The sequence below is a fragment of the Rhodococcus sp. IEGM 1406 genome (assembly GCF_030056745.1).
Lineage (GTDB): Bacteria > Actinomycetota > Actinomycetes > Mycobacteriales > Mycobacteriaceae > Rhodococcus_F > Rhodococcus_F erythropolis.
Genome location: NZ_JASHKO010000001.1, coordinates 1,428,976 through 1,454,049, shown reverse-complemented (window position 1 = coordinate 1,454,049; position 25,074 = coordinate 1,428,976). Strand labels below are relative to the sequence as shown.

27 protein-coding genes are annotated in these 25,074 nt (G+C 62.3%); 17 read left to right on the top strand and 10 right to left on the bottom strand.

Annotation, left to right across the window (positions count from 1 at the left end):
* Positions 1–181 precede the first annotated feature (181 nt).
* From QM596_RS07045 to QM596_RS07020, 6 genes are read left to right on the top strand one after another with little or no spacing between them, the layout of a single operon-like run.
* Positions 182–3,028 (top strand): ATP-binding protein, encoded by a 2,847-nt coding sequence (locus tag QM596_RS07045; RefSeq protein ID WP_229756535.1) that lies wholly within the window; start codon positions 182–184, stop codon positions 3,026–3,028.
* Positions 3,025–3,441 carry a roadblock/LC7 domain-containing protein gene (locus tag QM596_RS07040; RefSeq protein WP_003940329.1) on the top strand — a complete coding sequence of 139 codons (417 nt, stop codon included), beginning with the start codon at positions 3,025–3,027 and terminating at the stop codon, positions 3,439–3,441. The genes QM596_RS07045 and QM596_RS07040 overlap by 4 nt, the downstream gene beginning before the upstream one ends.
* 5 nt (positions 3,442–3,446) lie before the next feature.
* The gene (locus QM596_RS07035) at positions 3,447–3,821 is read left to right on the top strand and encodes a DUF742 domain-containing protein (RefSeq protein WP_019744850.1); all 375 of its coding nucleotides are present in this window, start codon (positions 3,447–3,449) and stop codon (positions 3,819–3,821) included.
* Positions 3,802–4,389 carry a GTP-binding protein gene (locus QM596_RS07030; RefSeq protein ID WP_003940118.1) on the top strand — a complete coding sequence of 196 codons (588 nt, stop codon included), beginning with the start codon at positions 3,802–3,804 and terminating at the stop codon, positions 4,387–4,389. Before QM596_RS07035 ends, QM596_RS07030 begins: the two co-directional genes overlap by 20 nt.
* A 40-nt stretch (positions 4,390–4,429) precedes the next feature.
* The gene (locus QM596_RS07025; protein WP_019744851.1) at positions 4,430–5,224 is read left to right on the top strand and encodes an MHYT domain-containing protein; all 795 of its coding nucleotides are present in this window, start codon (positions 4,430–4,432) and stop codon (positions 5,222–5,224) included.
* 53 nt (positions 5,225–5,277) lie between these two features.
* Positions 5,278–5,820 (top strand): P-loop nucleotide/nucleoside kinase family protein, encoded by a 543-nt coding sequence (locus tag QM596_RS07020; protein ID WP_029255988.1) that lies wholly within the window; start codon positions 5,278–5,280, stop codon positions 5,818–5,820.
* Between the two features lie 7 nt (positions 5,821–5,827).
* Here the strand turns inward: QM596_RS07020 and QM596_RS07015 are convergent, their stop codons facing one another.
* Positions 5,828–6,286 (bottom strand): GNAT family N-acetyltransferase, encoded by a 459-nt coding sequence (locus tag QM596_RS07015; RefSeq protein ID WP_019744853.1) that lies wholly within the window; start codon positions 6,284–6,286, stop codon positions 5,828–5,830.
* Between the two features lie 56 nt (positions 6,287–6,342).
* Positions 6,343–6,969, bottom strand: a complete 627-nt coding sequence (locus QM596_RS07010; RefSeq protein WP_019744854.1) for a helix-turn-helix domain-containing protein — start codon at positions 6,967–6,969, stop codon at positions 6,343–6,345.
* 33 nt (positions 6,970–7,002) lie between these two features.
* Between QM596_RS07010 and QM596_RS07005 the strand changes: the two genes are divergently transcribed.
* Positions 7,003–8,031 (top strand): NAD(P)/FAD-dependent oxidoreductase, encoded by a 1,029-nt coding sequence (locus QM596_RS07005; RefSeq protein ID WP_069146491.1) that lies wholly within the window; start codon positions 7,003–7,005, stop codon positions 8,029–8,031.
* Between the two features lie 9 nt (positions 8,032–8,040).
* On the opposite strand, the gene QM596_RS07000 is transcribed toward QM596_RS07005, so the two are convergent.
* The 3 genes from QM596_RS07000 to ctaD are packed head-to-tail and all read right to left on the bottom strand — an operon-like array spanning position 8,041 to position 10,786.
* A complete protein-coding gene (locus tag QM596_RS07000) occupies positions 8,041–8,460 on the bottom strand; it encodes a DUF5313 family protein (protein ID WP_283308774.1) in 420 nt (139 codons plus the stop codon).
* A gap of 52 nt (positions 8,461–8,512) precedes the next feature.
* Positions 8,513–8,986: a MarR family winged helix-turn-helix transcriptional regulator gene (locus tag QM596_RS06995; protein ID WP_019744857.1), complete on the bottom strand. Its 474-nt coding sequence runs from the start codon at positions 8,984–8,986 to the stop codon at positions 8,513–8,515.
* A gap of 45 nt (positions 8,987–9,031) precedes the next feature.
* Positions 9,032–10,786, bottom strand: a complete 1,755-nt coding sequence (gene ctaD, locus QM596_RS06990; protein ID WP_046379038.1) for an aa3-type cytochrome oxidase subunit I — start codon at positions 10,784–10,786, stop codon at positions 9,032–9,034.
* Between the two features lie 202 nt (positions 10,787–10,988).
* Between ctaD and QM596_RS06985 the strand changes: the two genes are divergently transcribed.
* Positions 10,989–12,140, top strand: coding sequence for an NADH:flavin oxidoreductase (locus QM596_RS06985; RefSeq protein ID WP_020908734.1), 1,152 nt, complete (start codon positions 10,989–10,991; stop codon positions 12,138–12,140).
* 64 nt (positions 12,141–12,204) lie between these two features.
* Here QM596_RS06985 and QM596_RS06980 read toward each other — a convergent pair whose 3' ends face one another.
* Positions 12,205–13,053: an aldo/keto reductase gene (locus QM596_RS06980; protein ID WP_283308447.1), complete on the bottom strand. Its 849-nt coding sequence runs from the start codon at positions 13,051–13,053 to the stop codon at positions 12,205–12,207.
* Between the two features lie 130 nt (positions 13,054–13,183).
* Here QM596_RS06980 and QM596_RS06975 point away from each other — a divergent pair, with 130 nt between their 5' ends.
* The 3 genes from QM596_RS06975 to QM596_RS06965 all read left to right on the top strand — a co-directional run bounded on the left by QM596_RS06975 (position 13,184) and on the right by QM596_RS06965 (position 16,484).
* Positions 13,184–13,780 (top strand): class I SAM-dependent methyltransferase, encoded by a 597-nt coding sequence (locus QM596_RS06975; protein WP_020908736.1) that lies wholly within the window; start codon positions 13,184–13,186, stop codon positions 13,778–13,780.
* Positions 13,781–13,869: 89 nt separating this feature from the next.
* Entirely contained in the window at positions 13,870–15,501 is a 1,632-nt protein-coding gene (locus QM596_RS06970; RefSeq protein ID WP_197941820.1) for an ABC-F family ATP-binding cassette domain-containing protein, read from the top strand.
* A gap of 143 nt (positions 15,502–15,644) precedes the next feature.
* Positions 15,645–16,484: an aldo/keto reductase gene (locus QM596_RS06965; protein ID WP_020908738.1), complete on the top strand. Its 840-nt coding sequence runs from the start codon at positions 15,645–15,647 to the stop codon at positions 16,482–16,484.
* A gap of 12 nt (positions 16,485–16,496) precedes the next feature.
* Here QM596_RS06965 and QM596_RS06960 read toward each other — a convergent pair whose 3' ends face one another.
* From QM596_RS06960 to QM596_RS06950, 3 genes are all read right to left on the bottom strand, one after another.
* Positions 16,497–17,072: a TetR/AcrR family transcriptional regulator gene (locus QM596_RS06960; RefSeq protein ID WP_283308442.1), complete on the bottom strand. Its 576-nt coding sequence runs from the start codon at positions 17,070–17,072 to the stop codon at positions 16,497–16,499.
* Positions 17,073–17,486: a VOC family protein gene (locus QM596_RS06955; protein ID WP_021332241.1), complete on the bottom strand. Its 414-nt coding sequence runs from the start codon at positions 17,484–17,486 to the stop codon at positions 17,073–17,075.
* A 74-nt stretch (positions 17,487–17,560) separates the two neighbouring features.
* Entirely contained in the window at positions 17,561–17,980 is a 420-nt protein-coding gene (locus QM596_RS06950; RefSeq protein WP_029255992.1) for a hypothetical protein, read from the bottom strand.
* A gap of 106 nt (positions 17,981–18,086) precedes the next feature.
* Between QM596_RS06950 and QM596_RS06945 the strand changes: the two genes are divergently transcribed.
* The 6 genes from QM596_RS06945 to QM596_RS06920 all read left to right on the top strand — a co-directional run bounded on the left by QM596_RS06945 (position 18,087) and on the right by QM596_RS06920 (position 23,723).
* Positions 18,087–18,437: a helix-turn-helix transcriptional regulator gene (locus QM596_RS06945; protein ID WP_042952669.1), complete on the top strand. Its 351-nt coding sequence runs from the start codon at positions 18,087–18,089 to the stop codon at positions 18,435–18,437.
* Complete coding sequence (locus QM596_RS06940; RefSeq protein ID WP_020970450.1) at positions 18,430–18,975, top strand: hypothetical protein; 546 nt, start codon at positions 18,430–18,432, stop codon at positions 18,973–18,975. Before QM596_RS06945 ends, QM596_RS06940 begins: the two co-directional genes overlap by 8 nt.
* Positions 18,976–19,018: 43 nt before the next feature.
* Positions 19,019–19,915, top strand: a complete 897-nt coding sequence (locus QM596_RS06935) for an ABC transporter ATP-binding protein (protein ID WP_019744869.1) — start codon at positions 19,019–19,021, stop codon at positions 19,913–19,915.
* Complete coding sequence (locus QM596_RS06930; RefSeq protein WP_019744870.1) at positions 19,912–21,105, top strand: ABC transporter permease; 1,194 nt, start codon at positions 19,912–19,914, stop codon at positions 21,103–21,105. Before QM596_RS06935 ends, QM596_RS06930 begins: the two co-directional genes overlap by 4 nt.
* Before the next feature lie 93 nt (positions 21,106–21,198).
* Positions 21,199–22,686 carry an acetyl-coenzyme A carboxylase carboxyl transferase subunits beta/alpha gene (locus QM596_RS06925; RefSeq protein WP_070385558.1) on the top strand — a complete coding sequence of 496 codons (1,488 nt, stop codon included), beginning with the start codon at positions 21,199–21,201 and terminating at the stop codon, positions 22,684–22,686.
* A complete protein-coding gene (locus QM596_RS06920; RefSeq protein WP_020908745.1) occupies positions 22,683–23,723 on the top strand; it encodes a hypothetical protein in 1,041 nt (346 codons plus the stop codon). Before QM596_RS06925 ends, QM596_RS06920 begins: the two co-directional genes overlap by 4 nt.
* 4 nt (positions 23,724–23,727) lie before the next feature.
* Here the strand turns inward: QM596_RS06920 and QM596_RS06915 are convergent, their stop codons facing one another.
* Complete coding sequence (locus tag QM596_RS06915; RefSeq protein ID WP_020970452.1) at positions 23,728–24,999, bottom strand: MFS transporter; 1,272 nt, start codon at positions 24,997–24,999, stop codon at positions 23,728–23,730.
* Between the last annotated feature and the right edge of the window lie 75 nt (positions 25,000–25,074).

Here is a 25,074-nt window from a genome sequence, read left to right as displayed (position 1 = left end):
ACCCTTTCACCTGGCCTTACAATCCGGATATAGTCATCGGCGATCCATGAAGCCAACTGGGATGTAGCGAGCCAGCGAACAGTCTGTTACCGTTCAGCTAACTACCCCTTCTGGTCAAACCGGATTGAAGGGGTTCGGGCAATGACCCACGGGGGGTTGACGTGAAGGGGCCATGTTCCGCATGAAACACGATTCACACACGACAACCTCTTGGTGGTCGATCGGCGAATGGCGCCTGGGATGGAAGGTCATCGCCGTTCTCGCATTGCCGATGATCGTCGCCGTCGTCCTCGGCGCACTTCGAGTTCAGACAGAACTCGAAGAAGCCGCACAGCTGAGTTCCTCGTCCGAGCGTGCCCTCGCAGTGCCCGCGGCGATCAACCTCGAATCCGCACTGTACGAACTCGCCGAAGCCGCATCGGCACGCACTGACACCGGCCCGGCAACACAAGCAGTTTCGGACGCAATGGACCAACTGGTAGACGCCGCGCGCGCGTTCCAGTCCGACGGCGACCTCAACGACCAAGTGACTTCGGCGCTCGCCGAGAGCCGTTCCATCACCGAGGAGATCGCCGCCGGCGCGGTGGCTCCCGCACGCTTGGTTTCGCGGGTCGGCGAAGTCTCGCGCGCACTCTCGAGCACCTTCACCAGCGTCGTCGAGCATTCTCAACGCCCTGTCCTGCGCGAACAAGGTGGTCGACTCTCCGCACTCTGGGAAGCGCGACGAGCGCTGGCCGAACAACGAATCCTCTTCGGCTCCGGTGATCCGGACCAGCAAGCTCGTACGTCGATGGTCAGTGCTGCCGGTGCCGAACTGGTCGCTCTGAACAACATTCTGGCCATCGACGGGAGTAACGACACCGTCCAGACCCTCAGCAACTCTGCTCAGAACCGGATCAACGCCCTCGGATCAACTCCGTCGACCTCTCCTCTGGGGAGCCGCGTCGGCGCCGATCTGAAATCCGGCAACGACCAGTACAACAGCCTGACCGACACCACCGTCACCGAGTTCGGCGACACCGTCACCGCCGAATCCAATGCAGCACGAACCGCAGCACTCCGTGACACTGCAATCGTGCTCGGCGCGGTCCTGCTGGCACTGGCCATCGCCCTCGTCATCAGCCGATCGCTCATCGATCCGATCCGCCGGTTGCGATTTGCCGCATTGCAGGCCGCACGACGCGGACTCCCCGACGCGATCGAACGAATTCGCGCAGGTGCCAGTACCGACGAACTCGACTTCGCCCGTGTCCCGATCCGCACCCACGAGGAAATCGGCGAGCTTGCACGCGCGGTGGACGACATGCACGGTCAGGCCATCACGCTTGCCGGCGAGCAGGCCACCCTGCGGCGCCAGGTCAACGACATGTTCGAAACGCTGTCGCGGCGTAACAAGTCCCTCGTCGACCAGCAACTCGGTTTGATCGAACAGTTGGAGCAGGACGAAGACGACCCGCGTCGCCTCGAGAATCTGTTCCGGCTCGACCACATCGCCGCGAGAATGCGTCGAAACGGCGACAACTTGCTGGTTCTCGCCGGAACCGATGTACGCCGCGCCAGGACCGCCCCCGTCGCTCTCGGCGATACCCTTCGCGCCGCGGTATCCGGCGTCGAGGAGTATCGACGCGTCGAACTCGGGCAGATCCCGCCCGGAGTCGTCACCGGTCATGCTGCCCCGGACGTCGTTCACCTCATCGCTGAGCTGCTCGACAATTCTCTGCGGTACTCCCCACCGGAGACCACCGTCTCCATCAACGCTGCCCGCACTATCGACGGCTCCATGATCGTCGAGATCGCAGATCTCGGTATCGGCATGTCGCCTGCCGATATCCTCGATGCCAACGAGCGCCTCGCCGCCGGCGGCGAGATGAGCGCGGATACAGCGCGTCGCATGGGTTTGTTCGTCGTGAGCCGAATCAGCCGTCGCTACAACATCTCTGTGCGCCTGCGCCCGACGGCAACGTCATCGACGCACAGCGGCATCACCGCAACGGTGCTCCTACCGACGTCGATACTCGATTCGTCTCGGGGACCCGAGATCCGCACGCCGCGAACCGGACCCGTTCCCACGCTCGATCGGACTCCCCCTCCCACACCGCCTGCACCGTCATGGTCACAGCCCGTCCCGACCGAATCCGCACCCCCGCGGCCTGCGACCAGAAGTTTCGCTGATCTCCCGCGTCGAACGCCCGGTAACAGTACCGATCGGACCGAGACGTTCGCCCCGATCACACCGCAATCCACTCCTACGGCAACAGCGCCTTCGGGATTGCCACGTCGCACTCCGGGCACAAGTGGAGTACCGGCAGTCAGCACCTCGACTCCGACCACTGCTGCACCCGCCACCTCGGTGTCGTCCTTCGCTCCTCTGCCCGATCCCGAGGGCACAAGCACATCGACGTCCCTTCCCGTTCGTACTCCGTCGCCGGAATTCGCCTCGCCGGCACAGGGTCCCGAGATCCCGGTGGGTCCACAACCGTCGACAACCCCGCCGCCGCGGCACCGGCTCTCAGCCCCGACGCCGACAAATACTGCGGCATTCTTCTCCTCACGCACCCGTGACGGGCTCTCTGCTCGCGCATCGGCGAGGGCTGACGGCGCGGGCGACGGCAACTCGAACGGCGTACCCTCTGCTCCGACCACGATGCCGATTTTCGCCCGGATGGTGTCGGAGTGGCTCGTGGATCCGACGGCGGAGACTTCAGCGGCTTCCACCGGCAGTTCGTGGACCACCGACGCGGATCAAGGCTGGCTGGCCGCTCGGACCTCGTTCGAGATGCCGGTCACCAAGATCGCCGATTCCGGTCTGCCCATTCGAGACCGCGGAGCCCGCCTGGTTCCTGGTGCCGTCGGCGGAGGCGGTACGACACAGCGCCATGCATCCAATCCGGCGGACGTCCAACGTGGTTGGAGCAGTTACCAATCCGGAGTACAACGAGGGCGTCGGCGCGCCGCCGACCATCAGCCCGATGGCGGACAGTCTTTCGAATCGTCCACGATGTTGCACAACGATGAAGGAGAACAGTGAACACTGTCGGAGCCCAAGAGACTCCCCGCGCACTCGACTGGCTGGTTTCGGCTTTTGCCCGAGACGTGCCGGGTGTGAGTCACGCGATCATCGTCTCAGCCGACGGGTTGTTGACCGCCTCGAGCACACACCTTCCGCTCGATCGGGCGGATCAATTGGCCGCTGTCACTTCCGGACTCGCCAGCCTGTCCGCGGGGGCGTCACGCCTCTTCGACGGTGGGGCCGTCATGCAGTCCGTCGTCGAGATGGAGAACGGCTACCTGCTTCTCATGGGCGTCGGTAGCGGCGCTTACCTTGCCGCCCTCGCTGTCGCCGGATGCGACATCGGCCAGATCGGTTACGAAATGGCGACTCTCGTCGATCGCGTCGGGACCACGATGGACATTGCCCCGCGAACGTCGCAGGGTATTTGAGTTCGATGCCTCACCATCAATCCGAGTACGACGACGCCGAACCCAGCTTGGTCCGGCCGTACGCGCTCACCGAAGGTCGGACCCTGCCGTCCATCGACCTCCCGCTCGAAGCGATCATCGCGACGATCGAGGACGTGGTCTCGAACAATCTTGCACCGCAGGATATTCGTGCATCGATCGTCGCACTCTGCGAGCAGCGGATCTCGATTGCCGAGATCGCTGCCCACCTCGGTGTTCCGATCGGAGTCGTGCGGGTACTGGTTGCCGACCTCGTAGTAGCCGGATCACTGGAAATACATGCCACTCTGCGAAGCGACGCATCTCGAGTCGAGCGACGCGAACTGATCGAAAGGACCCTCAGTGGACTTCGGGCACTCTGACTCATCGTCTCGCGTGAAATCGACAAAAATCGTGATCGCCGGGGGTTTCGGTGTTGGCAAGACAACGCTTGTGGGGACCGTCTCCGAAATCGTCCCCCTTCGCACGGAGGCAATGGTCACCGACGCCAGCGACGGTATCGACAATCTCGGTTCCACTCCCGACAAGAGCACCACGACGGTCGCGATGGACTTCGGGCGCATCACTCTCGCCGACGACCTGGTCCTCTATCTGTTCGGAACCCCGGGACAGCGCCGCTTCTGGTTCATGTGGGACGACTTGATCACCGGTGCGATCGGTGCGGTCATTCTGGTCGACACGCGCCGTCTGGAAGACAGCTTCGCTGCAGTCGACTTCTTCGAGGCGCGAGGGCTCCCGTTCATTGTGGCGGTCAACCGTTTCGACGGCGCACCAATCCATTCGGCGAGCGATCTCCGGCAGGCATTGGCGCTACCCAACCGCGTTCCCATGATCGAGATCGACGCCCGAAACCGCGAATCGGCCAAACGCGCGCTGATCGCCGTCACCGAGTACTCCCTCGAACGACTTGCAGCTGAAGCAGTCGTCTAGATGAATCACCAGATGCGAATCGTCGCCGAAAGGAACTGGCATGTCGGATGAAATGCACCATTTCTCGATGGGAATCTGGCTGCTCGGGCTCGCCTACGTCGTGTCCGTGGTCGGGTCGGTAGTCGGCCTGGCGTGCACCAGGCATTCAGCGTCGGCGACGACAACCGCCACACGCATGCGATGGCTAGCCATGGCTGCCCTGTCGATCGGTGGTGTCGCCATCTGGCTGATGCACTTCATCGCCATGCTCGGCTTCGCAGTCCCCGGCAGTCCCATTCGATACAACCTCGGATGGACCGTGATCTCCGCGATAATCTCAGTAGGTGCTGTTTTTGTCGGTCTGCTGATCATCGGGACCGAATTCCGCTGGACGCGGCTTCTGATCGGCGGCGTGGTGACCGGTCTCGCCGTGAACATCATGCATTACACCGGCATGCGCGCCTTGCGCTTTCAGGGTGAGATCCACTACGACCTGCTCTTCGTTGCATTGTCGGTTCTCATCGCAGTCGTCGCCGGAACCGCTGCACTGTGGTTCACCATGGTGCTCGAGTCCACGATTCTGCGTTTTGTCGCCGGAATCATCATGGGCATCGCCGTCGTCGGTATGCACTACACCGGAATGGCCGCAGTCGAGGTTGTTCACGACGCGGCAGCCCCGGCGCCGCAGGGACTCGAAGTGTTCTCATTCCTCTTCCCCGTCTTCGTTCTCGGCCTGCTGGCGTTGGCAGTTCCGATTGTCGCCGTGCTGACAGCACCCAACCGTGCGACGGCACGGATGGAATCCGCCGCCGACGACCTGGCGTTCGAAGCACGAGAGTTCGCGACCTCGAACTGAGAGGAGTACGGGGCGAGTCGATGTGAATCGACGACGCCCCGTACATTGCGGGGATGGTGGATGCCGTACACAACCCCCAGCCGTCGGCCGACGCGGCACTGGTCGTGATCGGTGGTTTGCCGGCCACCGGCAAATCGACGATCGCGCGGGTGCTTGCTCAGCATCACAAGATCCCCTACGTGCGGATCGATACCATCGAACAGTCGCTGATCCGCAGCGGTATCGCTGATGTATCCGGGACCGCCGGATACATCACCGGGTACGCGCTCGCCGCCGAACAATTGCGACTGGGACTCTCGGTCGTGGTCGAATGCGTCAACCCAGTCGAGGCGACACGAAACGCCTGGTCCGCTACCGCACAACATAATTCGGCGCGCTTGCTCAGTGTCGAAGTCATCTGTTCGGATCCCGACGAGCATCGCAGACGCGCAGAACGGCGAGTCGTCGACATCCCGGATCTTGTACTACCTACGTGGCAGGAAATCCTGGATCGAGACTACGAGCCGTGGACCACGGAACGGCTCGTGCTCGACACCGCAATCATGAACTCCGAGAGCGCAGTACGACGAATAACTGCCAGAATGTTCACCGAATGAGAGCTGCTCACAGGGTGAGAACGAAGAATGCACTGTTCGGATCTTCGCGGTAGTTTCCGAACGGTGGAGACGGGACGAACCCGAATCTCGCATACAGTCGGCGTGCCGGATCGAAGAAGTCCTGTGTGCCGGTCTCCAATTCGAGTTGCCGGTAACCTCGTTGTCTCGACTCGTCCACGACGTGTTGAAGAAGTCGCGTACCCACGCCACGCCCTCGAGCTACCGATGAGGTTCGCATCGACTTGATCTCGCCACCGGTCGACGACCGTTCCTTGAGTGCAACACAACCGAGTAGATCGTCACCTTCGCTCCACAGCGTCCACATGGTCACGGAGCTATCCGTCAGCCCGGTGATGTCCAGCGCGTGAACGCTGTCCGCGGGCGAGGTCGCATGCATGTCGGCGAGATGTTCGGTTAGTAGAGCACGGACCACATCCCGACTCAGGTCGTCAATTTCGATTCGCACGGATCCTCACTGTCCTCTTCGCTTCCGGCAGCATCGAATGAAAGTATGACTGGCCATCACTTCGGCGAAGGCTTGGCCCGTACGTGGATGCGTTCTCCTTGGGGGCCGAACAGACTCAGTACCTCGACCGGGCCGCCGCCGTCACTACCGAACCAATGCGGGTTTCGGGTGTCGAATTCAGCAGCTTCACCCGTACCCATCACGATGTCGTGATCGGCCAACACCAACCGCAACCTCCCCGACAAGACGTACAGCCATTCGTAGCCGTCGTGCACTTGCGGGTCGGGGTCCGTCTGGCTTGCCGGGATGGTCATCTTGAATGCCTGCAGCCCACCGGGTTGCCGAGTCAGCGGCAATACCGTTCGCCCACTGACGCTTCGAGGCGCACTCTGGATACGTGGATCGGCGACCTGTGGTGCCGCAACCAGTTGGTCCAACGGCACTTGGTGGGCAAGCGCGATCGGAAGCAGCAACTCCAGACTGGGTCGACGCTCCCCCGCTTCGAGCCTCGACAGGGTGCTCTTCGAAATACCGGTGGACTCGGACAGCGCTGTGAGCGTGACGTTCCTCTGTGTACGAATGCGTTTGAGGCGCGCGCCGATCTGCGAGATGGCGGCATCGATGTGCGGACCGTTGACATTCATGGTGCCGAGTCTGACGACGATTCCCAGAAATGGCAACATTAGTTGCTGACGAACCTCCTCCGCGAGCAATCTGTGCTCATGCGAACACACACTGAAACAGAGATCCTCGACGCCGTGATCGTCGGCGGTGGCGCCGCCGGACTCAGTGCAGCCCTGGTGTTGGGTCGTGCTCGGCGCTCGGTCGCCGTCATCGATTCCGGCAAACCGCGCAACACACCGGCAGCACACATGCACGGCTTCCTCTCGCGAGACGGCATGGCGCCAGGTGAGTTGCTCGCCGTCGGACGCAGCGAATTACAGACGTACGGAGTCGAATTCAAACGCGACGACGTAGTCGACATCTCCTGGCGCGGTATCGAACCCGGCTTTGTCGTCGAACTGTCGGGAGGCACGACGCTCGAAACTCGCACTGTGCTGGTTGCCACCGGCCTACGGGATTCACTCCCGGAAATACCAGGAATCCAGGAGCTTTGGGGGCAAAGCGTGCTCCATTGCCCGTACTGCCATGCGTACGAGATCAGCGACCAACCGATCGGCGTTCTCGGCGGCGACGCTCGCGAGATGTCACTTCACCAGGCGTTTCTACTCCGACAGTGGTCGTCGGATGTGACGTTCTTCCCCGACAAGATCTCGCTCACCCCCGACGAACGCGCGCGACTGGCTGCCCGAGGAGTGACGGTTGCCGACGGATCGGTATCTGGATTGGTCTGCGAGAAAAGCAAACTGAAAGCCGTCGAACTCGACAACGGCCAACTGGTTGCGCGCTCAGCACTGTTCGTTGCGCCGCGTTTCGTTCCGAACGACGCACATCTGACGCGACTCGGCTGCAAAGCCAGCCCCACGGGATTCGTGGCTGTCGATCATTCCGGCGCCACCAGTGTTCCCGGTATCTGGGGCGCCGGCAACGTCGTCGACCCTCGCGCACAGGTAATCAATGCTGCGGCTGCAGGTTCAACCGCGGCGATCGCAATCAACGGATACCTGGTAGAGCAGGACGTCGAATCGGCTCTTCGCTCGACCGACCCTGAAGGTGGTTTCTCGGCGGCCATGGAGCAGGGCGTCTGCGAGATGAACGGCGGCAGCGCCCTTCACGGCATCTGACCGAAGCGTCTAGGTCGCGGGGCCGCCGTGCAACTTCTCGTAGGCGGCCTTCTCGGCGTCGTGGCGCGAGATCTTCTTCGGGTTCTCGAGGTCGGAAGGCAAACCGTGACGCTCGAGGCGACGCGACCTGTTCTGAGCCATGTAGGAGACCGAATAGAACAGCGCCAGAAGCACTCCGAGCAGCACCATCGACGCCCGCAGGGCCCACGGCCCGGGGAAGAGCATGAAGGCCGCGAAGACGGGAATGAACGGCACCATGCTGCGGATCAGGTGACGTGGCACAGCCCAGTCACCGATCAGGTCGTTTCGCACCCAGTCCTGCATCGAATCGGGCAACTTGCGCCCGACTGAATAACCCAACCACTGAAGGGGATTCGGGCTCGTGCGTTGGTTTTTGGAAGTCACGGAAGTCACCTGTTCGGTACGCATCGGTCTTGACGCAGTCGTCACGTTTCTTTCAGATGTGGTCATCACATTTCTCTCATTGGTCCAAAGCGCCGGCGCGGAGCGCGGCCTCGTTGACCCGCGTCAGAACGTTGTGGAGTTCTTCGAGTTCGGCGAGGCTGACGCCGAGCTTCGCGACAACCGCCGGCGGGATCTTCTCCGCCTCGTCACGCAGTGCCACACCGGCTTCGGTGAGGTCGACGTCGAGTTGACGTTCGTCGGCGCGGCTACGGGTTCGCGTGATCAACCCGGACGCCTCGAGTCGCTTGAGGAGCGGCGAGAGTGTCGGCGAATCGAGCTGCAATGCCTGCCCGATTTCCTTGACCGCCATCGGCGACTTCCCCCACAGGGCAAGCATCACCAGATACTGGGGATGTGTGAGGCCCATCGGCTCGAGCAGTGGCCGGTAGACGGACAGGACTGCCCGGTTCGCGACCGCAAGTGCAAAACACACCTGCCGGTCGAGAGCCAGCGGATCGTCCATCTGCGTCTGCGGAGCCTTCGTCGTCATGAATCCGATGTTACCAGATTGATTAGTGCAGTAACTATTATCGCACTAATCAATCTGGCGACGATCGTCACTCTTCTCCAACGTCGACGTGGGTTGCCCGGTGAGGCCCACGTGCGCTTCCGCCCTCATTCGCTCCACCATGTGCGGGTAGTGCAGCTCGAACGCCGGACGCTCGCTACGGATGCGCGGCAACTCGGTGAAGTTGTGACGCGGCGGTGGGCAGGTGGTCGCCCACTCCAGCGAGTTTCCGTAACCCCACGGATCGTCGACGGTGACCACCTCGCCGTAGCGGTAACTCTTGAAAACGTTCCAGATGAACGGCAGTGTCGACGCGCCGAGCACGAAGGCGAAGATCGTGGACACCGAGTTCAGCACCGTGAATCCGTCCGAGGGCAGGTAGTCGGCGTAACGACGGGGCATACCTTCGCCACCGAGCCAGTGCTGGACGAGGAAAGTGCCGTGGAAGCCGACGAACGTGGTCCAGAAGTGCCACTTGCCGAGGCGCTCGTCCATCATGCGACCGGTCATCTTCGGGAACCAGAAGTAGATACCGGCGTACGTGGCGAACACGACCGTACCGAAGACCACGTAGTGGAAGTGGGCGACAACAAAATACGTGTCGGTGACGTGGAAGTCGATCGGCGGACTCGCGAGAATAACGCCCGACAGACCACCGAAGAGGAAGGTGATCAGGAAGCCGACCGAGAACAGCATCGGCGATTCGAAGGTCAACTGCCCCTTCCACATCGTGCCGATCCAGTTGAAGATCTTCACACCTGTCGGCACGGCGATCAGGAACGTCATGAACGAGAAGTAGGGCAGGAGAACAGCACCCGTCGCATACATGTGGTGAGCCCACACCGCGATGGACAGAGCTGAGATCGCCAGTGTCGCGTAAACCAAACCGGTGTATCCGAAGATCGGCTTACGGCTGAAGACCGGGAAGATCTCCGAGACGATGCCGAAGAACGGCAGCGCAATGATATACACCTCGGGGTGCCCGAAGAACCAGAACAGGTGCTGCCACAACAGAACTCCACCTGACGCTGGGTCGAAGATGTGTCCACCGAGATGGCGGTCGACGAACAGTCCCATGAATGCGGCGGTCAGTAGCGGGAACGCCATCAAGATCAGGATGCTGGTGATGAAGATATTCCAGGTGAAGATCGACATCCGGAACATCGTCATGCCTGGTGCGCGCAAACAGATCACCGTGGTGATCATGTTGACCGCACCGAGAATAGTGCCGAGACCGCCTACTGTCAGTCCGAAGACCCACAGGTCGGCTCCGACGCCGGGGCTGTGCACCGCACCCGACAGCGGGGTGTACGCAGTCCAACCGAAGTCGGCAGCGCCGCCCGGCGTGAGGAATCCGCCGAGTACGATCAAACCACCAAAAGTGAAGAGCCAGAAGCCGAATGCGTTCAAGCGCGGGAAGGCCACGTCCGGGGCACCGATTTGCAGCGGAAGTATGTAGTTCGCGAAGCCGAAAACGACGGGCGTCGCGTACAGCAGCAACATGATCGTGCCGTGCATGGTGAACAACTGGTTGAACTGCTCGTTCGAGAGGAACTGCATCCCGGGGACAGCCAGTTCCGCACGCATGAACAGGGCCATCAGGCCGCCGATCAAGAAGAACACGAAAGCCGTGATCATGTACATGATCCCGATCTTCTTGTGATCGGTGGTCTTGATCATGTCGAACATCCACGACCCCTTGGGATCACGACGCTTCGGGTACGGCCGCTCCGGAATCGGCTCCAGCTCTCCGGTCCGCTCGTCCGGCACCGTTGTTGTCATGCTCGCGCGTCCTCTTTCGTGCTCGATACCACCCTCAAGAACTTTCCGCACGACCATATCGCATGTTAATAGTTAATGCACAAACTAAGTTGGTCGACGTGGACATCAATCGAAAACCGAACGTACGCAACCTTTTGCAGATTTCGGTGAGATAAAGTCAGGCGGCGGAATAGGTCAAGGGTCCGCCGCGTTGAACAAACCCGTGACTCTTCCCGACACATCGACAGCACCCGAGGCCCCCGCGTTGCGCGGCCTCTTCGAGCCTTTCGAGGTCAAATCACTCTCGTTGCGCAACCGTTTTGCGATGGCCCCGATGACTCGCGCCTTCTCTCCTGACGGAATCCCCGGCGCCGACGTGGCCGAGTACTACCGTCGTCGCGCAGCGGGCGGGGTCGGCCTGATCATCACGGAAGGCACCTATATCCCGGACCCGGCAGCCGGCCCGCACACCCGCGTACCGCGCATCTACGGTGATTCGAGCCTGGGCGGCTGGAAGTCGGTAGTCGACGCCGTGCACGCCGAGGGTGGATCGATCATTCCTCAGCTGTGGCACCTCGGAGTCGAGCGCGGCGAAAACTCGCGTCTGAACCCCGAGGTCGAGACCGTCAGCCCCTCCGGCCTGGCGCTGGACGGCACCCGTCTGGGACGAGAATTCACCACCTCGGATCTCGACACCTTGAAGCAGTCGTGGGTCGACGCCGCACTCAACGCGAAGAACACCGGTTTCGACGGGCTCGAGTTGCACGGAGCGCACGGCTACCTGCTCGACGAATTCCTGTGGGCCGGAACCAATGTCCGCACCGATGAATACGGCGGATCACTGGAAGCCCGCACCCGTTTCCCGGCCGAGGTCGTCGCCGCAATCCGAGAGGCTGTCGGAAACGAGTTCGCGATCGTCTACCGATTCTCGCAGTGGAAGTCCGGCCACTACGACGCTCGTATCGCCCAGAGCCCGGCTGAACTCGGCCGCATCCTCACTCCCCTGGTCGACGCCGGCGTCGACGTTCTGCATCCGTCGACGAGGCGCCACTGGGAACCGGCGTTCGCTGAACTCGACGGTGAAGACGGCAAGCTCGGCCTCGCCGGCTGGACGAAGAAGCTGACCGGGTTGCCGACCATCACCGTCGGCTCGGTCGGACTCGACTCCGTGTTCACGACGGCATTCACCGGCGACGCCGCATCGGCTGTCACGGGGCTGGAGCGTCTCGAAGCTCAGTACGATAGGGGTGAATTCGACATGGTTGCCATCGGACGCGCGCTGCTCGCCGATCCCGAGTGGGTCGAGAAGCTCCGCACCGGACGCGCGGACGAGCACATCGCATTCACTGCAGAACATCGCACGCACCTGAACTGACCTCGCACGACAGAACGGCACTCCCGCGATTGCGGGAGTGCCGTTTGTGGGTCTACCGGAAGTTCTAGCTGCCGAGCGTGACCGGGTCGGGGCCGATGCGGCCGGCCGGGTCGTCGACCACACCGATCGCGTTGATCTGTTCCGGCGTCAGTTCGAATCCGAAGACATCGAAGTTTGCGGCGATACGTTCGGGGGTCACCGACTTCGGAATCACCACGTTTCCGATCTGCAGGTGCCAGCGAATGATCACCTGAGCCGCGGTGACGCCATGAGCGTCGGCGATAGCGGTGATGACGGGGTCACCGAGAACAGTTCCCTGGCCGAGCGGGCTCCACGCTTCCGTCGCGATTCCCTTGCCGGTGTGGAAGGCGCGCAGTTCGGCTTGGTTGAACTTGGGGTGAAGCTCGATCTGGTTGAGGACCGGCACCTCACCGGTTTCACCGATGACACGCTCGAGGTTCTCGATGGTGAAGTTGGAGACGCCGATGGATCGAACCCGTCCGTCCGCCTTGAGCTTCTGGAATGCCTTGAAGGTCTCGACGTACAGGTCCTTGGACGGAACCGGCCAGTGGATCAGGTACAGATCGAGGTAGTCGAGACCCAACTTGTCGAGGCTGGCGTCGAAGGCGGCAAGCGTCGAGTCGTAGCCCTGATCGTCGTTCCACAGTTTTGTCGTGATGTACAGGTCTTCGCGGGCGATGCCGGATTCGGCGATCGCGCGGCCGACGCCCACCTCGTTGCCGTAGATCTTGGCGGTGTCGATACTGCGGTAGCCGGTCTTCAGGGCGGTGGAGACGGCTTCCTGCGTCTCGTCGTCCGGAACCTGGAACACACCGAATCCCAGTGCGGGGATCGTCTTACCGTCGTTCAGAACAATGGTCGGTACAGAGGTCACATCGTTGGTCTCGGTCATATGTGGATCCAACGCACGGGCGCCAGGAGGCATTCCCCACCGAACCTCCTCTTCGCACCCTTGTCGCACCCGAAATGCCGGTCTACCTTGGAATACAAGTAATCGAATCGCCTCGAGAAAAGAGAGAGCGATGAATCTCGGATATCGTCTCGCATACAAGGTCGGCGTCACTCCCTGGGAGCACACCGGTCACGGCTTCGACGCTCAACTGTCCGGCCTTCTGGATGCGATTCCCCTCCCTGAAGGTGGCCGTGCACTCGATATCGGTTGCGGCACCGGACGCCATTCCATCGAGCTGGCGCAACGCGGGTGGCACGTCACCGGCGTCGACGCCGAACAGGAACCGCTGGACAAAGCGCGCATTCACGCGCGTGAAGCACACGTCGACGTCCGGTTCCTCCACGAGGACGCGGCAGACCTGCACATTGCTGTCGACGGCGGGCACATGCTGGTGCTCGACATCGGCTGCTTTCACGGGCTCACCGATCATCAACGACGCGACTACGGGAGGTCGGTCAACGCGATCACCGCACCCGGGGCGTCCATGGTGATGTTCGCATTCGGGCCAGGTCACCGTTGGCCGATGCCACATGGCGTCTCCGAGGAGGACGTCATGCGAGTATTCGACGGTTGGTCGATGGCCTCGAGTACGGCTGCCGACGTGAGTGAATCGCCACTTCCGGTCCGTGCGGCACATCCGTGCTGGTACCACCTGGTCCGTGACTGACTGCTGTGCGCCTTTATTAACCGCCCGCGGTTAATAAAGGCGCACAGCACCGATTAACACAGGCGCACAGCTCCGGGGATACTTCTCAGGTGACTGCAACACTGCGCATCAGCGGCCTCTCTGCCTCCCGGGGAGAACGCACTCTGTTCTCCGACCTCGATCTCACCATCGCGCCCGGCGACGTCATCGGCCTCGTCGGCGCGAACGGCGCCGGCAAGTCGACGCTTCTCACTGCACTGGCGGGAATCGGAACTGCCGACGTCGAAGGTTCGATCATCCTCAGCCCGCCAGACGCTGCGGTGGGCTATCTCGCGCAGGAACCCGACCGCATCGAAGGCGAGACCGTCCTCGAGTTCCTCGGCCGACGCACCGGCGTCGCGCACGCCGAGGCGGTCATGAACGCCGCGGCCGAAACCCTGGCTGAAGCGGAGGAGGATCTGTACTCTCCGGCTCTCGAACGCTGGCTGGCTCTCGGCGGCGCCGATCTGTTCGAGCGCGCTGAGAAGGTGGTCGAAGAACTCGGGCTCGGAGTTCCGCTCGATGCTCACATGACGGCGTTGTCCGGCGGTCAGGCCGCACGCGCCGGGCTCGCGTCGCTGTTGCTCTCGCGCTACGACATTCTCCTGTTGGACGAACCCACCAACGATCTCGACCTGCGGGGTCTCGAGCAGTTGGAGCGATTTGTCGCCGAGACCCGAGCGGCGCTGGTTGTCGTGAGCCACGATCGCGAGTTCCTCTCGCGCACCGTCACGGGGATCGTGGAACTCGATCTGGCACAACAGGACATCGCCGTTTACGACGGCGGCTACGAGTCGTACCTCGCCGAACGCGAGATCGCCCGCCAGCACGCACGCGAGGCGTTCGAGGAATACGCAGGCACCCGCTCCGATCTCGAAGATCGCGCACAGATGCAGCGCAACTGGATGGAACACGGCGTCCGCAATGCGCGTCGTAAGGCCAAGGACAACGACAAGATCGGACGCGGATTGCGGACCGAGTCGACGGAGAAGCAAGCCGCGAAGGCACGCCAGACCCAACGTCGCATCGAGCGACTCGAAGTGGTCGAGGAACCGCGCAAGGAGTGGGAACTTCGCATGGAGATCGCAGCAGCTCCGCGGTCCGGATCCGTTGTCGCAACCACGAATGGTGCCAAGGTAACTCGCGGTCAGTTCACGTTCGGTCCGGTCACGACACAGATCGACTGGGGCGATCGAATCCTCGTCACGGGCGCGAACGGAGCCGGCAAGACCACCCTCCTGAACGTCCTGCTCGGCAAACTCGTCCCGGACGAGGGCATCGCGTCGCTGGGCTCCGGTGTCGCGATCGGTGAGATCGATCAGGCGCGTGGATTGTTCGAAGGTGATCAACCAGTCGTGGAGGCCTTCGGCGCTCAGGTTCCGGACTGGCCCGATGCCGATGTCCGTACTCTGCTCGCCAAGTTCGGCCTGCGCGGACACCACGTACTCCGATCTGCCGCTTCATTGTCCCCCGGCGAAAGAACAAGGGCTGCACTTGCTTTGCTCCAAGCTCGCGGCGTGAACCTACTGGTACTGGACGAGCCGACGAACCATCTCGACCTTCCGGCGATCGAACAGCTCGAGCAGGCGATGGAATCCTTCGAAGGGACCCTCCTCCTGGTCACTCACGATCGACGCATGCTGCAGTCCACCCGAAGCACGCGCCGGTGGCGAATGGAGAACGGACAGCTCTTCGAGGAGTAGCCAACCGACTCTGCTTGCGCAGACAACCCGCGTGTGCAACTATTTATCAGGCGCACGCAATAGTTGCATGCGCGGCATAGGTGGGCACGGGCGACACGATCGCCCGTCGAACCGCCACACCCAGTCTTGAAAGGCGCTCTTCAATGTTGTCGATCCCCGACCGCACACTGACTCACGGAACCACCGGCGAACCGATCACCATCCCGCAACTCGGGTACGGCGTTTTCCAGGTACCGGACGCACAGACCGAAGAGGTCACTGCCACCGCTCTCGAGATCGGCTACCGCCACATCGACACGGCCGCAATCTACGGAAACGAAGCCGGTGTCGGCCGCGCCATCGCTAGTTCGGGTGTTCCGAGGTCAGAGCTTTTTGTCACCACCAAGTTGTGGAATGACGATCAGGGCCACGACCGAGCGCTCGCCGCGTTCGACACGAGCCTCGACAAGCTCGGCCTCGACTTCGTCGACCTGTATCTGATCCACTGGCCGGCACCGGCAAAGGGCCTGTTCGTGGAGACGTGGGCCGCTTTCGAGGAGATCCTCGCCTCCGGCCGTGCCCGTGCGATCGGCGTGTCCAACTTCCTGCCCGAGCACCTCGAACTGCTGGCCGAGCACAGCTCGATCACCCCGGCCGTCAACCAGATCGAATTGCACCCCAGACTGCAACAGCACGCGTCACGGGAATACGCGCGAAGTCGCGGCATCGAAATCGAGGCATGGAGCCCACTGGGACAGGGAACTATCCTCGACGACCCGACCATCGGGAAAATCGCTGCAGCACACGGAAAGAGCCCAGCGCAGATCATTCTGCGCTGGCATCTCGAACAGGGACACACCGTTCTGTCGAAGTCGGTGACACCTGCCCGCATGCGCGACAACGCCGCAATCTTCGACTTCGCACTCGATACCGACGAGTCAGCTGCCATCGCAGCGCTGAACACCGACAGCCGTGTCGGACCCGATCCAGTCGAATTGAACTGAATCGAAACGGCTTCAGAAATTTTCGTGGGGAGTCAACGTCAGCAGCACGGAATCGACGGACTGCTCGGCCAGGAGCGCGTCCAACGGTAAGTGACGGAACAACGCTCGGTAATAGATCGGCGACGCCAGGGCATCCAGGACGAAGTCCAGGTCGAAGTCGCTCCGAATGTCGCCGCGTAGCCGCGCCGATTCCAGCACTGCCGCAGTGGAATCGCGTCGTGGCTGAAAGAATGCCGACTGGAAATCCCGCGCCAATTCCGGGTCCGCCGCCAGATCCGCGACCAACGCGGGCAGGATCCGCCCAACTACCGTTTCACTCAGCCCCACAACCAATGTCGTGATGCCGGCGACCAGGTCTGCCCTGAGATCGCCGGTGTCCGGCGTTGGATCAGTGCCGATGTGCGCCACGACGACGTCGACCACCAGATGCCGCTTCGACGGCCATCTCCGGTAGATGGCGGGCCGGTGCACGCCAGCTCTCGTCGCCACCGAACCGATCGACAGCTCCGCATAACCGTTCTCCCCCAACAACTCCAGGGTTGCCGCCAGTACGGCGTCGTCGATCCGCTCGTCGCGGGCGCGCACCATCTACAGCACCGGTCGCGGCATGAGCACCAGACGCCAGCCGTCGGGATCTTCGAAAGTCATCCCCGCATTCTCCTCCCAGTACGGATTCTCGGCGCCAACGGGTTCGTGCCCTGCTTCACCCAACCGCTGAACTACCTCGTACATCGCCGATTCGCCGGCGAAGTAGAGCACCAACAGGTTGTCCTGCGTCGGCGCCGGGCACGGGCTTCCGTCTTCGTGGGTCGTGAATTCGAGGTGATAGTTCGAATCCGGCAGCCCCAGCATGATTCCGTCGTACCCGGCATGACCGGAGAACCGGTAGAGCTCGGGCAATCCCAGACAGTCGCGATAGAACGCAATCACGTCGTCGAGCCTGTCGGTGGGTCGCGCTACGCGCACTTGCACTACTGCGAGGTCGTTCGGCCAAGTTGTCATTCCCAAACAGTACAGTACGTACCGTAATGTTTCGAGAAGATGGCCGCCAGCCTCCCGACGCCAGCTCGCTGCAACTACAAGCGATCATTCTCCGGAAACGCCGCTTTGGGCATGAACTTCGGCCTGGCGAACAGCACAGAGAGATTGGTGGGCTGCGACTCAACCGGGCGATCGGACCGATACAGCAAGGCCTGCTGCGGGGTACTCACCCATTCGCTGGCGAAAATCTCACCGATACGGCCCACCGGCACGTGCGATCCATCCTCGAGTCGAACGGTGACGTCTGCCCCGGCGTCCGACTGGCCGTACACGACCCACCACGATTCACCCTCAACGTCCCCTGGAGTGTGCTGACCGATACCGATGACGGCACCTTTTTCCATCGCATCGCGCCAGACCACTTCACGCCCTTGCGGTCCCACGCTGTAGCTACCGTCCTCGCGCACCTGCACGACGAGGCAGGACTTCTCGAGCACCAACTTTTCGACCACCATGCGACGCCCTTTCTGTTGCCCGAACCCTATCCGCCGACACCACCCAGAAACGACATCTTCGCGGTTCATGTTGACAAACTGTTGGGTTTTTACAACACTTTGATGCATGAGCCCAGTCCGACGGGGAGACGCGCTCCCCATCTTCAATCGCATCGGAGTGCTTCGCGCCGAGCGGAAGATGAGTCGGGCCCAGCTTGCACAACTCGTCGACGTCAACCCGCAGACGGTGGGGGCGCTCGAACGCGGCGATCACTACCCCAGCCTGGATCTCGCGTTCAGGATCTGCTGGGTGTTCGACCTTCCGGTCGAAGCGGTGTTCTCCCGGACGGAGTTCGGGCCGCTGTCGACGGAGGTCTACCGGAATGCACCGTCGACGGAGGTCTACCGGAATGCACCGTCGACGGAGGTCTACCGATCTGACCGCACTACCGAGGGGAGTGAAAAGCCCAGTGCCTGAATCAAATCTGATCGACCGCTACCAGGCCCACCGCACTCGGCGGTTCCTGCAGAACGAGGAGACGTTCCGACATTGGCTCCCGAATTGGCGAACCCGTCGACGTCGGCGGATGCTCGTCATCGCCCTCGGAGTCCTGTTCGCCACGATGGTTGCCATCGGCATAGCGTGCCTGTTCAACCCCCTGTTCGCGGTGGCGTGGCCGGTCCTCACCCTGTTGTTCCTACCGACGTGGTCTTCACTTCAAATCGTGTCGGGCAGGCAAGGGGATGCGCCGCGGCATGCTCTGGACGAATGGGAGATCCAGCAACGCAACGACGCCCGTTCCGTCGGGTTGAGCGTGACTCAATCGTTGGTCTTCATTGTCGCCATTTTCCTCATTTTCACCTCGTCGGTGCAGTGGAATGTAGAGAGACTGCCTTACTCGGGAGGTTTATTGGCACTGACTGCAATGCTGATCGGCGCGTGCACGCCCGCGATGATTCTCTCGTGGACCAATCCAGACCCGGATCCGATTGATTCCGAAGAGTTCGACCTCTGACCCGTATTACCGAAGCGCACCACTCGACCGATGGGAAGGACCCATGTCAGCCACCCTCACGATCGACGGCATCTCGAAACGCTACGGCGACGTCGTTGCACTCGACAACCTGAGTTTCGAAGTGCGACCAGGCGAGATCTTCGGATTCGTCGGCAGCAACGGCGCCGGCAAGACGACCACGATGCGCATTGCGCTGGGTGTGCTCGGAGCAGATTCGGGGGAAGTTCGCCTCGGCGGCAAACCCGTCGACCTCGACGTGCGTCGCACTATCGGATACATGCCGGAGGAACGCGGCCTCTACCCCAAGATGAAGGTGGGCGCGCAACTTTCCTATCTGGCCGAGCTACATGGGCTCTCGAAAGCCGACGCGCACGCGGCGACAGAGCGATGGACCGAACGTCTGGGTATCGCCGAACGCGTCAAGGACACCGTCGACTCCCTGTCCCTCGGTAATCAGCAACGTGTGCAGCTCGCGGCCGCGCTGGTTCACGATCCAGCGGTACTCGTTCTGGACGAACCGTTTTCGGGCCTTGACCCCGTAGCGGTCGATGTCATGAGTGACGTGTTGGTCGAGAAGGCTCGCACCGGTGTTCCCGTAATCTTCTCCAGCCATCAGCTGGATCTGGTGGAGCGCTTGTGCGATCGCGTGGGCATCATCAGCCGCGGCAGCATGCGAGAGATCGGAACCGTCGACGAACTACGAGGCAAGGGCGACGGCCGAATCGAAGTCTTCGCCCCTGACGCGCCGGTCGGCTGGGCACACCACCTGATCGGTGTCACCACACTGAGCCACCTCGACGGTCGAACGCTCCTGAGCGTCGACGGAACCGCCGACGATCAGCAGATCCTGCATGCAGCGTTGAAAACCGGACCGGTGCACGAGTTCACGCTACGACGTCCGTCACTGACCGATCTGTTCCGAGAGGTAGTAGCCGCATGAGCAACCAGTTGAGCGGAGGTCGAGCCATCGGGTTGGTCGCCCGACGCGAATTCATGACGCAGATCTCGAAGAAGAGTTTTGTGATCAGCAACGTCATCATTCTGGTCGCGATCGTCGGCGGCATCATCGCCTTCTCACTCTTCTCCGGCGGCGACGAGGACAAGTCGAAGATCGGCTTGGTCGGCAACCAATCACTCAGTGCCACGATGGTGTCCATCGGCGACACCCTCGGAAATCCGGTGACGGTGACGGAGGTTTCCGACGACGGAACCGCGCGTAACCAGGTCAAGGACGGCGACCTCGACGTGGCCGTGATCGCTGGATCGGGCGGCGGCGTCACTGTCGTGACCAAGAAGGAAGTGCCCACGAATCTGCGCGCCGTCATCGAGAGTTCCGTTGCACAACAGGCACAATCGAATGCGCTCTCCGCCGCGGGGATCGATCCGGCACAGCTCGCCGAAGCCACGTCCACCGCAGTGGTCACCATCGATGCCATCGATCCCCCGGATCCCGAACAGGGCCAACGCATAGCGATGTCGATCGCTGCTGTGGTGCTCCTGTACATGCAGATCCTGCTGTTCGGAACGTACGTGGCGATGGGCGTCGTCGAGGAGAAGTCCAGTCGCGTGGTCGAGCTGCTGCTCTCCACTCTTCGTCCGCTGCAGTTGTTGTGGGGCAAGGTTCTCGGAATCGGTGCTGTCGGCCTGATGCAGATGGCTGCCTATGCCGTCGCGGGCGTCGCCACCGGACTGGCGACGGGCGTCCTGACCGTGACGGGCACCGCAATCGGCGTTCTGTTCGGCACTCTCGGGTGGTTCATTCTCGGCTTCCTCTTCTTCGCCGTGCTGTACGCCGCCGCCGGGTCCATGGTCTCGCGGCAGGAGGACGTCAACGCCACCGCGATGCCTCTCGCGCTGCTCGTCATGGCGATGGTCAGCGTGGCTTTCGTTTCGGTGAGCAATCCAGAAGGAACCCTGAGCAACGTGTTGAGTTGGATTCCGCCGTTCTCGGCAATCCTCATGCCCCTGCGCATTTCCGCCGGTGTTGCTTCTCCGTTCCAGATCGTGGGAACCATTCTGCTGATGCTGGTCGTGACTGCTGCGCTGTCGATGATCGCGGCAAAGATCTACCAGCGCTCCATCCTTCGTATCGGCAAGGTCGTTTCATGGAAAGAGGCGTTCGGACGCTGATTCTCCGGCGCACAACTGGCGCCACGCGATCCCGACGGCACCCCGTCCAGGTAGGTTCATCCTGGACGGGGTGCTGCTTACTTGGAGGACGTTGTGCGAATCTCGGCCGAAGAACTACTCACTGCGGTACTCGATTCCGAGAGCTTCGTCTCTTGGGACTCCCCGCCCGTCGACGTCGGACCTGGCCCGAAATACGCAGAAGACCTGGCGAAGGCCCGCGAGAAGAGCGGAGTGGACGAGTCCGTCGTCACCGGTGTCGGTACGGTTCGGGGCCGTCGAGTCGCGGTAATTGCCTGTGAATTCAGCTTTCTCGCCGGTTCCATCGGAGTCGCCGCGGCCGAGCGGATCGTGACCGCCGTCGAACGTGCTACGGCAGAACAACTCCCGCTGCTCGCCTCGCCCACCTCCGGCGGAACGCGGATGCAGGAGGGCACCGTCGCCTTCGTTCAGATGGTGAAGATCGCTGCGGCAGTGGCTGTTCACAAAGCGGCACACCTGCCCTACCTGGTATACCTGCGCAATCCCACCACCGGCGGGGTCTTTGCCTCGTGGGGATCCCTCGGCCACATCACCGTCGCGGAACCCGGTGCTCTGGTGGGATTCCTCGGACCCCGTGTCTACGAATCGCTGTACGGCGAAAAGTTTCCCGACGGTATCCAGACGTCCGAAAACTTGTATCGCAACGGCGTTATCGACGGCGTCGTACCCGTCGACCGCCTCCGTCTGCTGGTCAATCGAGCGTTGTGCGTGCTCACCGATCCCCCGGCCCCGGCGGCCACGGACCCGATTCCCTCACCCGAGATTCCCGATGTTCCCGCCTGGCAGTCGGTGATGCTCTCGCGCCGGGCCGATCGACCCGGCATCCGGCAGTTGCTCCGCCATGCCGCAACTGAGCAGGTGCCGCTCAGCGGCACCGGGCAGGGTGAAACCGACAAGACGATCTTGCTCTCGCTCGCCCGCTTCCGAGGCTTTCCGTGCATCCTGCTCGGCCAGGACCGCAGTGGCCAATCCGCGCTCACCACGATGGGACCGGCCGCGCTCAGGGAAGCGCGACGGGGCATGAAACTTGCCGAAGAACTACAACTCCCGCTGGTCCTCGTGATCGACACTTTGGGCGCCTCGCTGTCCAAAGAAGCTGAAGAACGTGGACTGGCCCCTGAGATCGCCCGTTGCATCGCCGACCTCGTGACGCTGAAGACCCCGACAGTGTCGGTGTTGCTCGGTCAGGGAACAGGCGGCGGGGCGCTCGCGCTGCTGCCCGCCGATCGGGTACTCGCGGCACAGAACGGGTGGCTCGCTCCCCTGCCGCCGGAAGGCGCAAGCGCGATCGTACATCGCGACATCAGTCACGCACCGGAGATGGCGGCAGCGCAGGGCATTCGTTCGTTGGATCTGCTTCGAGACGGCGTAATCGACGCGATCATTCCCGAAACGCCTGACGCGGCCGACGAACCCGTGGAATTCTCCAAGAGGGTAGGGGCTGCGATAGCGCACGAACTCTTCGTGCTTGCCGAAGAGTCGGACACCGATCGCCAGTCCTCCCGTATCGCGCGCTATCGAAACCTGGGAGTTCCGCAATGACGACGAAGGACCGGAATGCGCTGACGCTGCCGCACAGTTACGACCGCGCGGCACTCGCTCGTTTCGAATTGTTCCTGTTCGCGGGCATCGCCACCGTGTTGATCACCCGCGCTTATCTGGCGGCAACGGGCTATCCCCAGATCGGGGGCGGCGCCCTCCACATCGCACACGTTCTCTGGGGCGGATTGCTGATGGCCGTCGCCATCGTCGCGACCGCCATCACCGAAGGCTCTCGCACGCGTGACCTGGCCACGCTCGTCGGCGGAATCGGGTTCGGTCTCTTCATCGACGAGGTCGGAAAATTCGTCACCGCCGACGTTGATTACTTCTACCAGCCTGCCATCGCGATCATGTACGTCGTCTTCGTTCTCTTCTATCTTGCCGCGCGCGAGGTGGTGATTCGGCGCGGAATGAATGATCGTCATCGGCTCGCCATCGGGGCGCGAGCGCTCTCGGACCTCGCTCTCGGTCAGCTCGACGAGATCCAGTACAACCACGCCCTCCGCGTACTCGACGGCGTCGAAGACCGCAGCCTCACCGACCTCGTCGATTCGATCAAAGCCGGCCTGCATTCACAGACTCCGCCGACCGGCGGTATCGAATCGAAGATCACTCGTGGCCGCAACGCGTTCTTCCACCGCGCCGAGGAACTGCTCCGGCACCGTGTCGTCCGCCGACTGGTACTGACCCTGTTCGTACTGCAGGCTCTTCTGGCGATTGTCCAGGTGATCTACGCGTTGGTGTCCGAGAACGTCGTCGAGGCCGACGACGTCTCCGACCTGGTGGTCCAGATCTCCACCGTCGCAACCGGAGTTCTTGTGGTTCTGGGAGTGTGGTTCCTCTTCCGCGGCCCGTACCTGCGAGCCCTGAGACTCCTGCGTGCATCCCTCATCGTGAGCCTCCTGGTGACGCAGGTCTATCTGTTCACGCAGGACCAGTTCGGCGCGCTTTTCGGTTTCGCAGTGTCACTGTTCATGCTCGCGACACTTCGCATCGCGATTCGAAGCGAAGAGGCCGCCGCGGCTCTACCGCAGTAATTCTCTACCGCAGTGAGATCGCGGGCCGACTCGGTAGATCGCGGATTCCGCGGAGCGGGCTGAAGAGCAGGACCAATCCGCACGGCGCGATCAGGCAGGCCATGATCCACATCGTCCCGCGCGGTCCCACCGCGTCGCCGAGGTAGCCTGCCGTCAGCGCACCGAGCGGAATGCTGCTGTGCAGCAGGAACATACTCGTTGCCACTACTCGTCCGAGGCGGTCCGGCGGACAGTAACTTTGACGGAAACTGCCGAGCACCACGTTGCACGACACGACACCCGCAACCATCACCATGCCGCCGATGCAGAACCAGAACAGGCCGGCACCGTATGTCGTCAGAGGCGCCAACAGGATGAACGGTCCCGTCACCAACTGACAGATGAGAACGCTTCGGGCAGTGCCGAATCTGCGGCCGAGCGGGCGCGCGATCATCGATCCGACAATTCCGCCCACCCCGGCAATCGCCAAGAGAAGCCCGAGTCCGAACTCCCCCACACCAACCGTCTTTTCCAAGAACACGATCTGAATCGTGGTGTACCCGGTGAGACCGAAATTGAGCAGAGTGCCGTAGACGACGATCGACCGCAGATACGGATCACCGGCAACGAATCGCAGTCCGAGCGCAATCTGCCGTCGCAACGGTTCTCGCTGATTCTGTCCGCGATGGACGGTCTCCTGCACACGAATCAGCCAGATGCATACGAAGCAGAAGGCGAACGTGAACGCGTCGACAACCAGACCGGCCGCGAGCCCGACAGTTGCAACCACCAGCCCACCGACGCTTGGGCCGATCACCCGAGTTGCGGCCTCGGCGCCCTGAATCTTCGAGTTCCCTTCGACAAGATCCGCTTCGGCGAGCACCGTGGGGAGATACGAGTGATAGGCCGCCTGGAAGAAGACCGTGGCTGTACCGGTGAGCAGCGCGACCAGGAGCAGGTGGCCGTATGTCATCGCCTCCAGGAGGCCCGCGATCGCGAGGCTCGCGAAGAGCAGCGCGCACGCAGCGTTTGCGATCATCATGATCGGACGCCGTGGCAGCCGGTCGATCCAGGCACCGGCAGGTAGTCCGACGATCAACCACGGCAACCACACTGCCGATGCCAGCACACCGATCTGGAAGCTACTCGCGTCCAGTTCGCGAAGCGCGACCAGCGGCAGTACGACGGTCGTGACACCGTTTCCGATACCGCTGACTGCGTCGCCGGTCCACAGCAGTCGGAAGTCACGCAGAGCGAGGACTCCCCAGAAGCCTGCGCGTTGCGCTGCACCTGTCACATCGATCCCCCTTTCCGTCCCTGGCTTATCCCACCCCTACGCGCCACTGGCCGACGGGACAGGCCCGCCCGGCGC

Coding starts and splice junctions, on each gene's coding strand:
- QM596_RS07010 (WP_019744854.1), bottom strand. CDS start 6,969: ATGTTGCCATTTCTGGGAATCGTCGTCAGACTCGGCACCATGAATGTC.
- QM596_RS07035 (WP_019744850.1), top strand. CDS start 3,447: ATGCCTCACCATCAATCCGAGTACGACGACGCCGAACCCAGCTTGGTC.
- QM596_RS06980 (WP_283308447.1), bottom strand. CDS start 13,053: ATGACCGAGACCAACGATGTGACCTCTGTACCGACCATTGTTCTGAAC.
- QM596_RS06950 (WP_029255992.1), bottom strand. CDS start 17,980: ATGGTGGTCGAAAAGTTGGTGCTCGAGAAGTCCTGCCTCGTCGTGCAG.
- QM596_RS06930 (WP_019744870.1), top strand. CDS start 19,912: ATGAGCAACCAGTTGAGCGGAGGTCGAGCCATCGGGTTGGTCGCCCGA.
- QM596_RS07020 (WP_029255988.1), top strand. CDS start 5,278: ATGGTGGATGCCGTACACAACCCCCAGCCGTCGGCCGACGCGGCACTG.
- QM596_RS06945 (WP_042952669.1), top strand. CDS start 18,087: ATGAGCCCAGTCCGACGGGGAGACGCGCTCCCCATCTTCAATCGCATC.
- QM596_RS06995 (WP_019744857.1), bottom strand. CDS start 8,986: ATGACGACGAAGGCTCCGCAGACGCAGATGGACGATCCGCTGGCTCTC.
- QM596_RS06965 (WP_020908738.1), top strand. CDS start 15,645: ATGTTGTCGATCCCCGACCGCACACTGACTCACGGAACCACCGGCGAA.
- QM596_RS07045 (WP_229756535.1), top strand. CDS start 182: ATGAAACACGATTCACACACGACAACCTCTTGGTGGTCGATCGGCGAA.
- QM596_RS06920 (WP_020908745.1), top strand. CDS start 22,683: ATGACGACGAAGGACCGGAATGCGCTGACGCTGCCGCACAGTTACGAC.
- QM596_RS06960 (WP_283308442.1), bottom strand. CDS start 17,072: ATGGTGCGCGCCCGCGACGAGCGGATCGACGACGCCGTACTGGCGGCA.
- QM596_RS06975 (WP_020908736.1), top strand. CDS start 13,184: ATGAATCTCGGATATCGTCTCGCATACAAGGTCGGCGTCACTCCCTGG.
- QM596_RS06955 (WP_021332241.1), bottom strand. CDS start 17,486: ATGACAACTTGGCCGAACGACCTCGCAGTAGTGCAAGTGCGCGTAGCG.
- ctaD (WP_046379038.1), bottom strand. CDS start 10,786: ATGACAACAACGGTGCCGGACGAGCGGACCGGAGAGCTGGAGCCGATT.
- QM596_RS07025 (WP_019744851.1), top strand. CDS start 4,430: ATGTCGGATGAAATGCACCATTTCTCGATGGGAATCTGGCTGCTCGGG.
- QM596_RS07000 (WP_283308774.1), bottom strand. CDS start 8,460: ATGCGTACCGAACAGGTGACTTCCGTGACTTCCAAAAACCAACGCACG.
- QM596_RS06935 (WP_019744869.1), top strand. CDS start 19,019: ATGTCAGCCACCCTCACGATCGACGGCATCTCGAAACGCTACGGCGAC.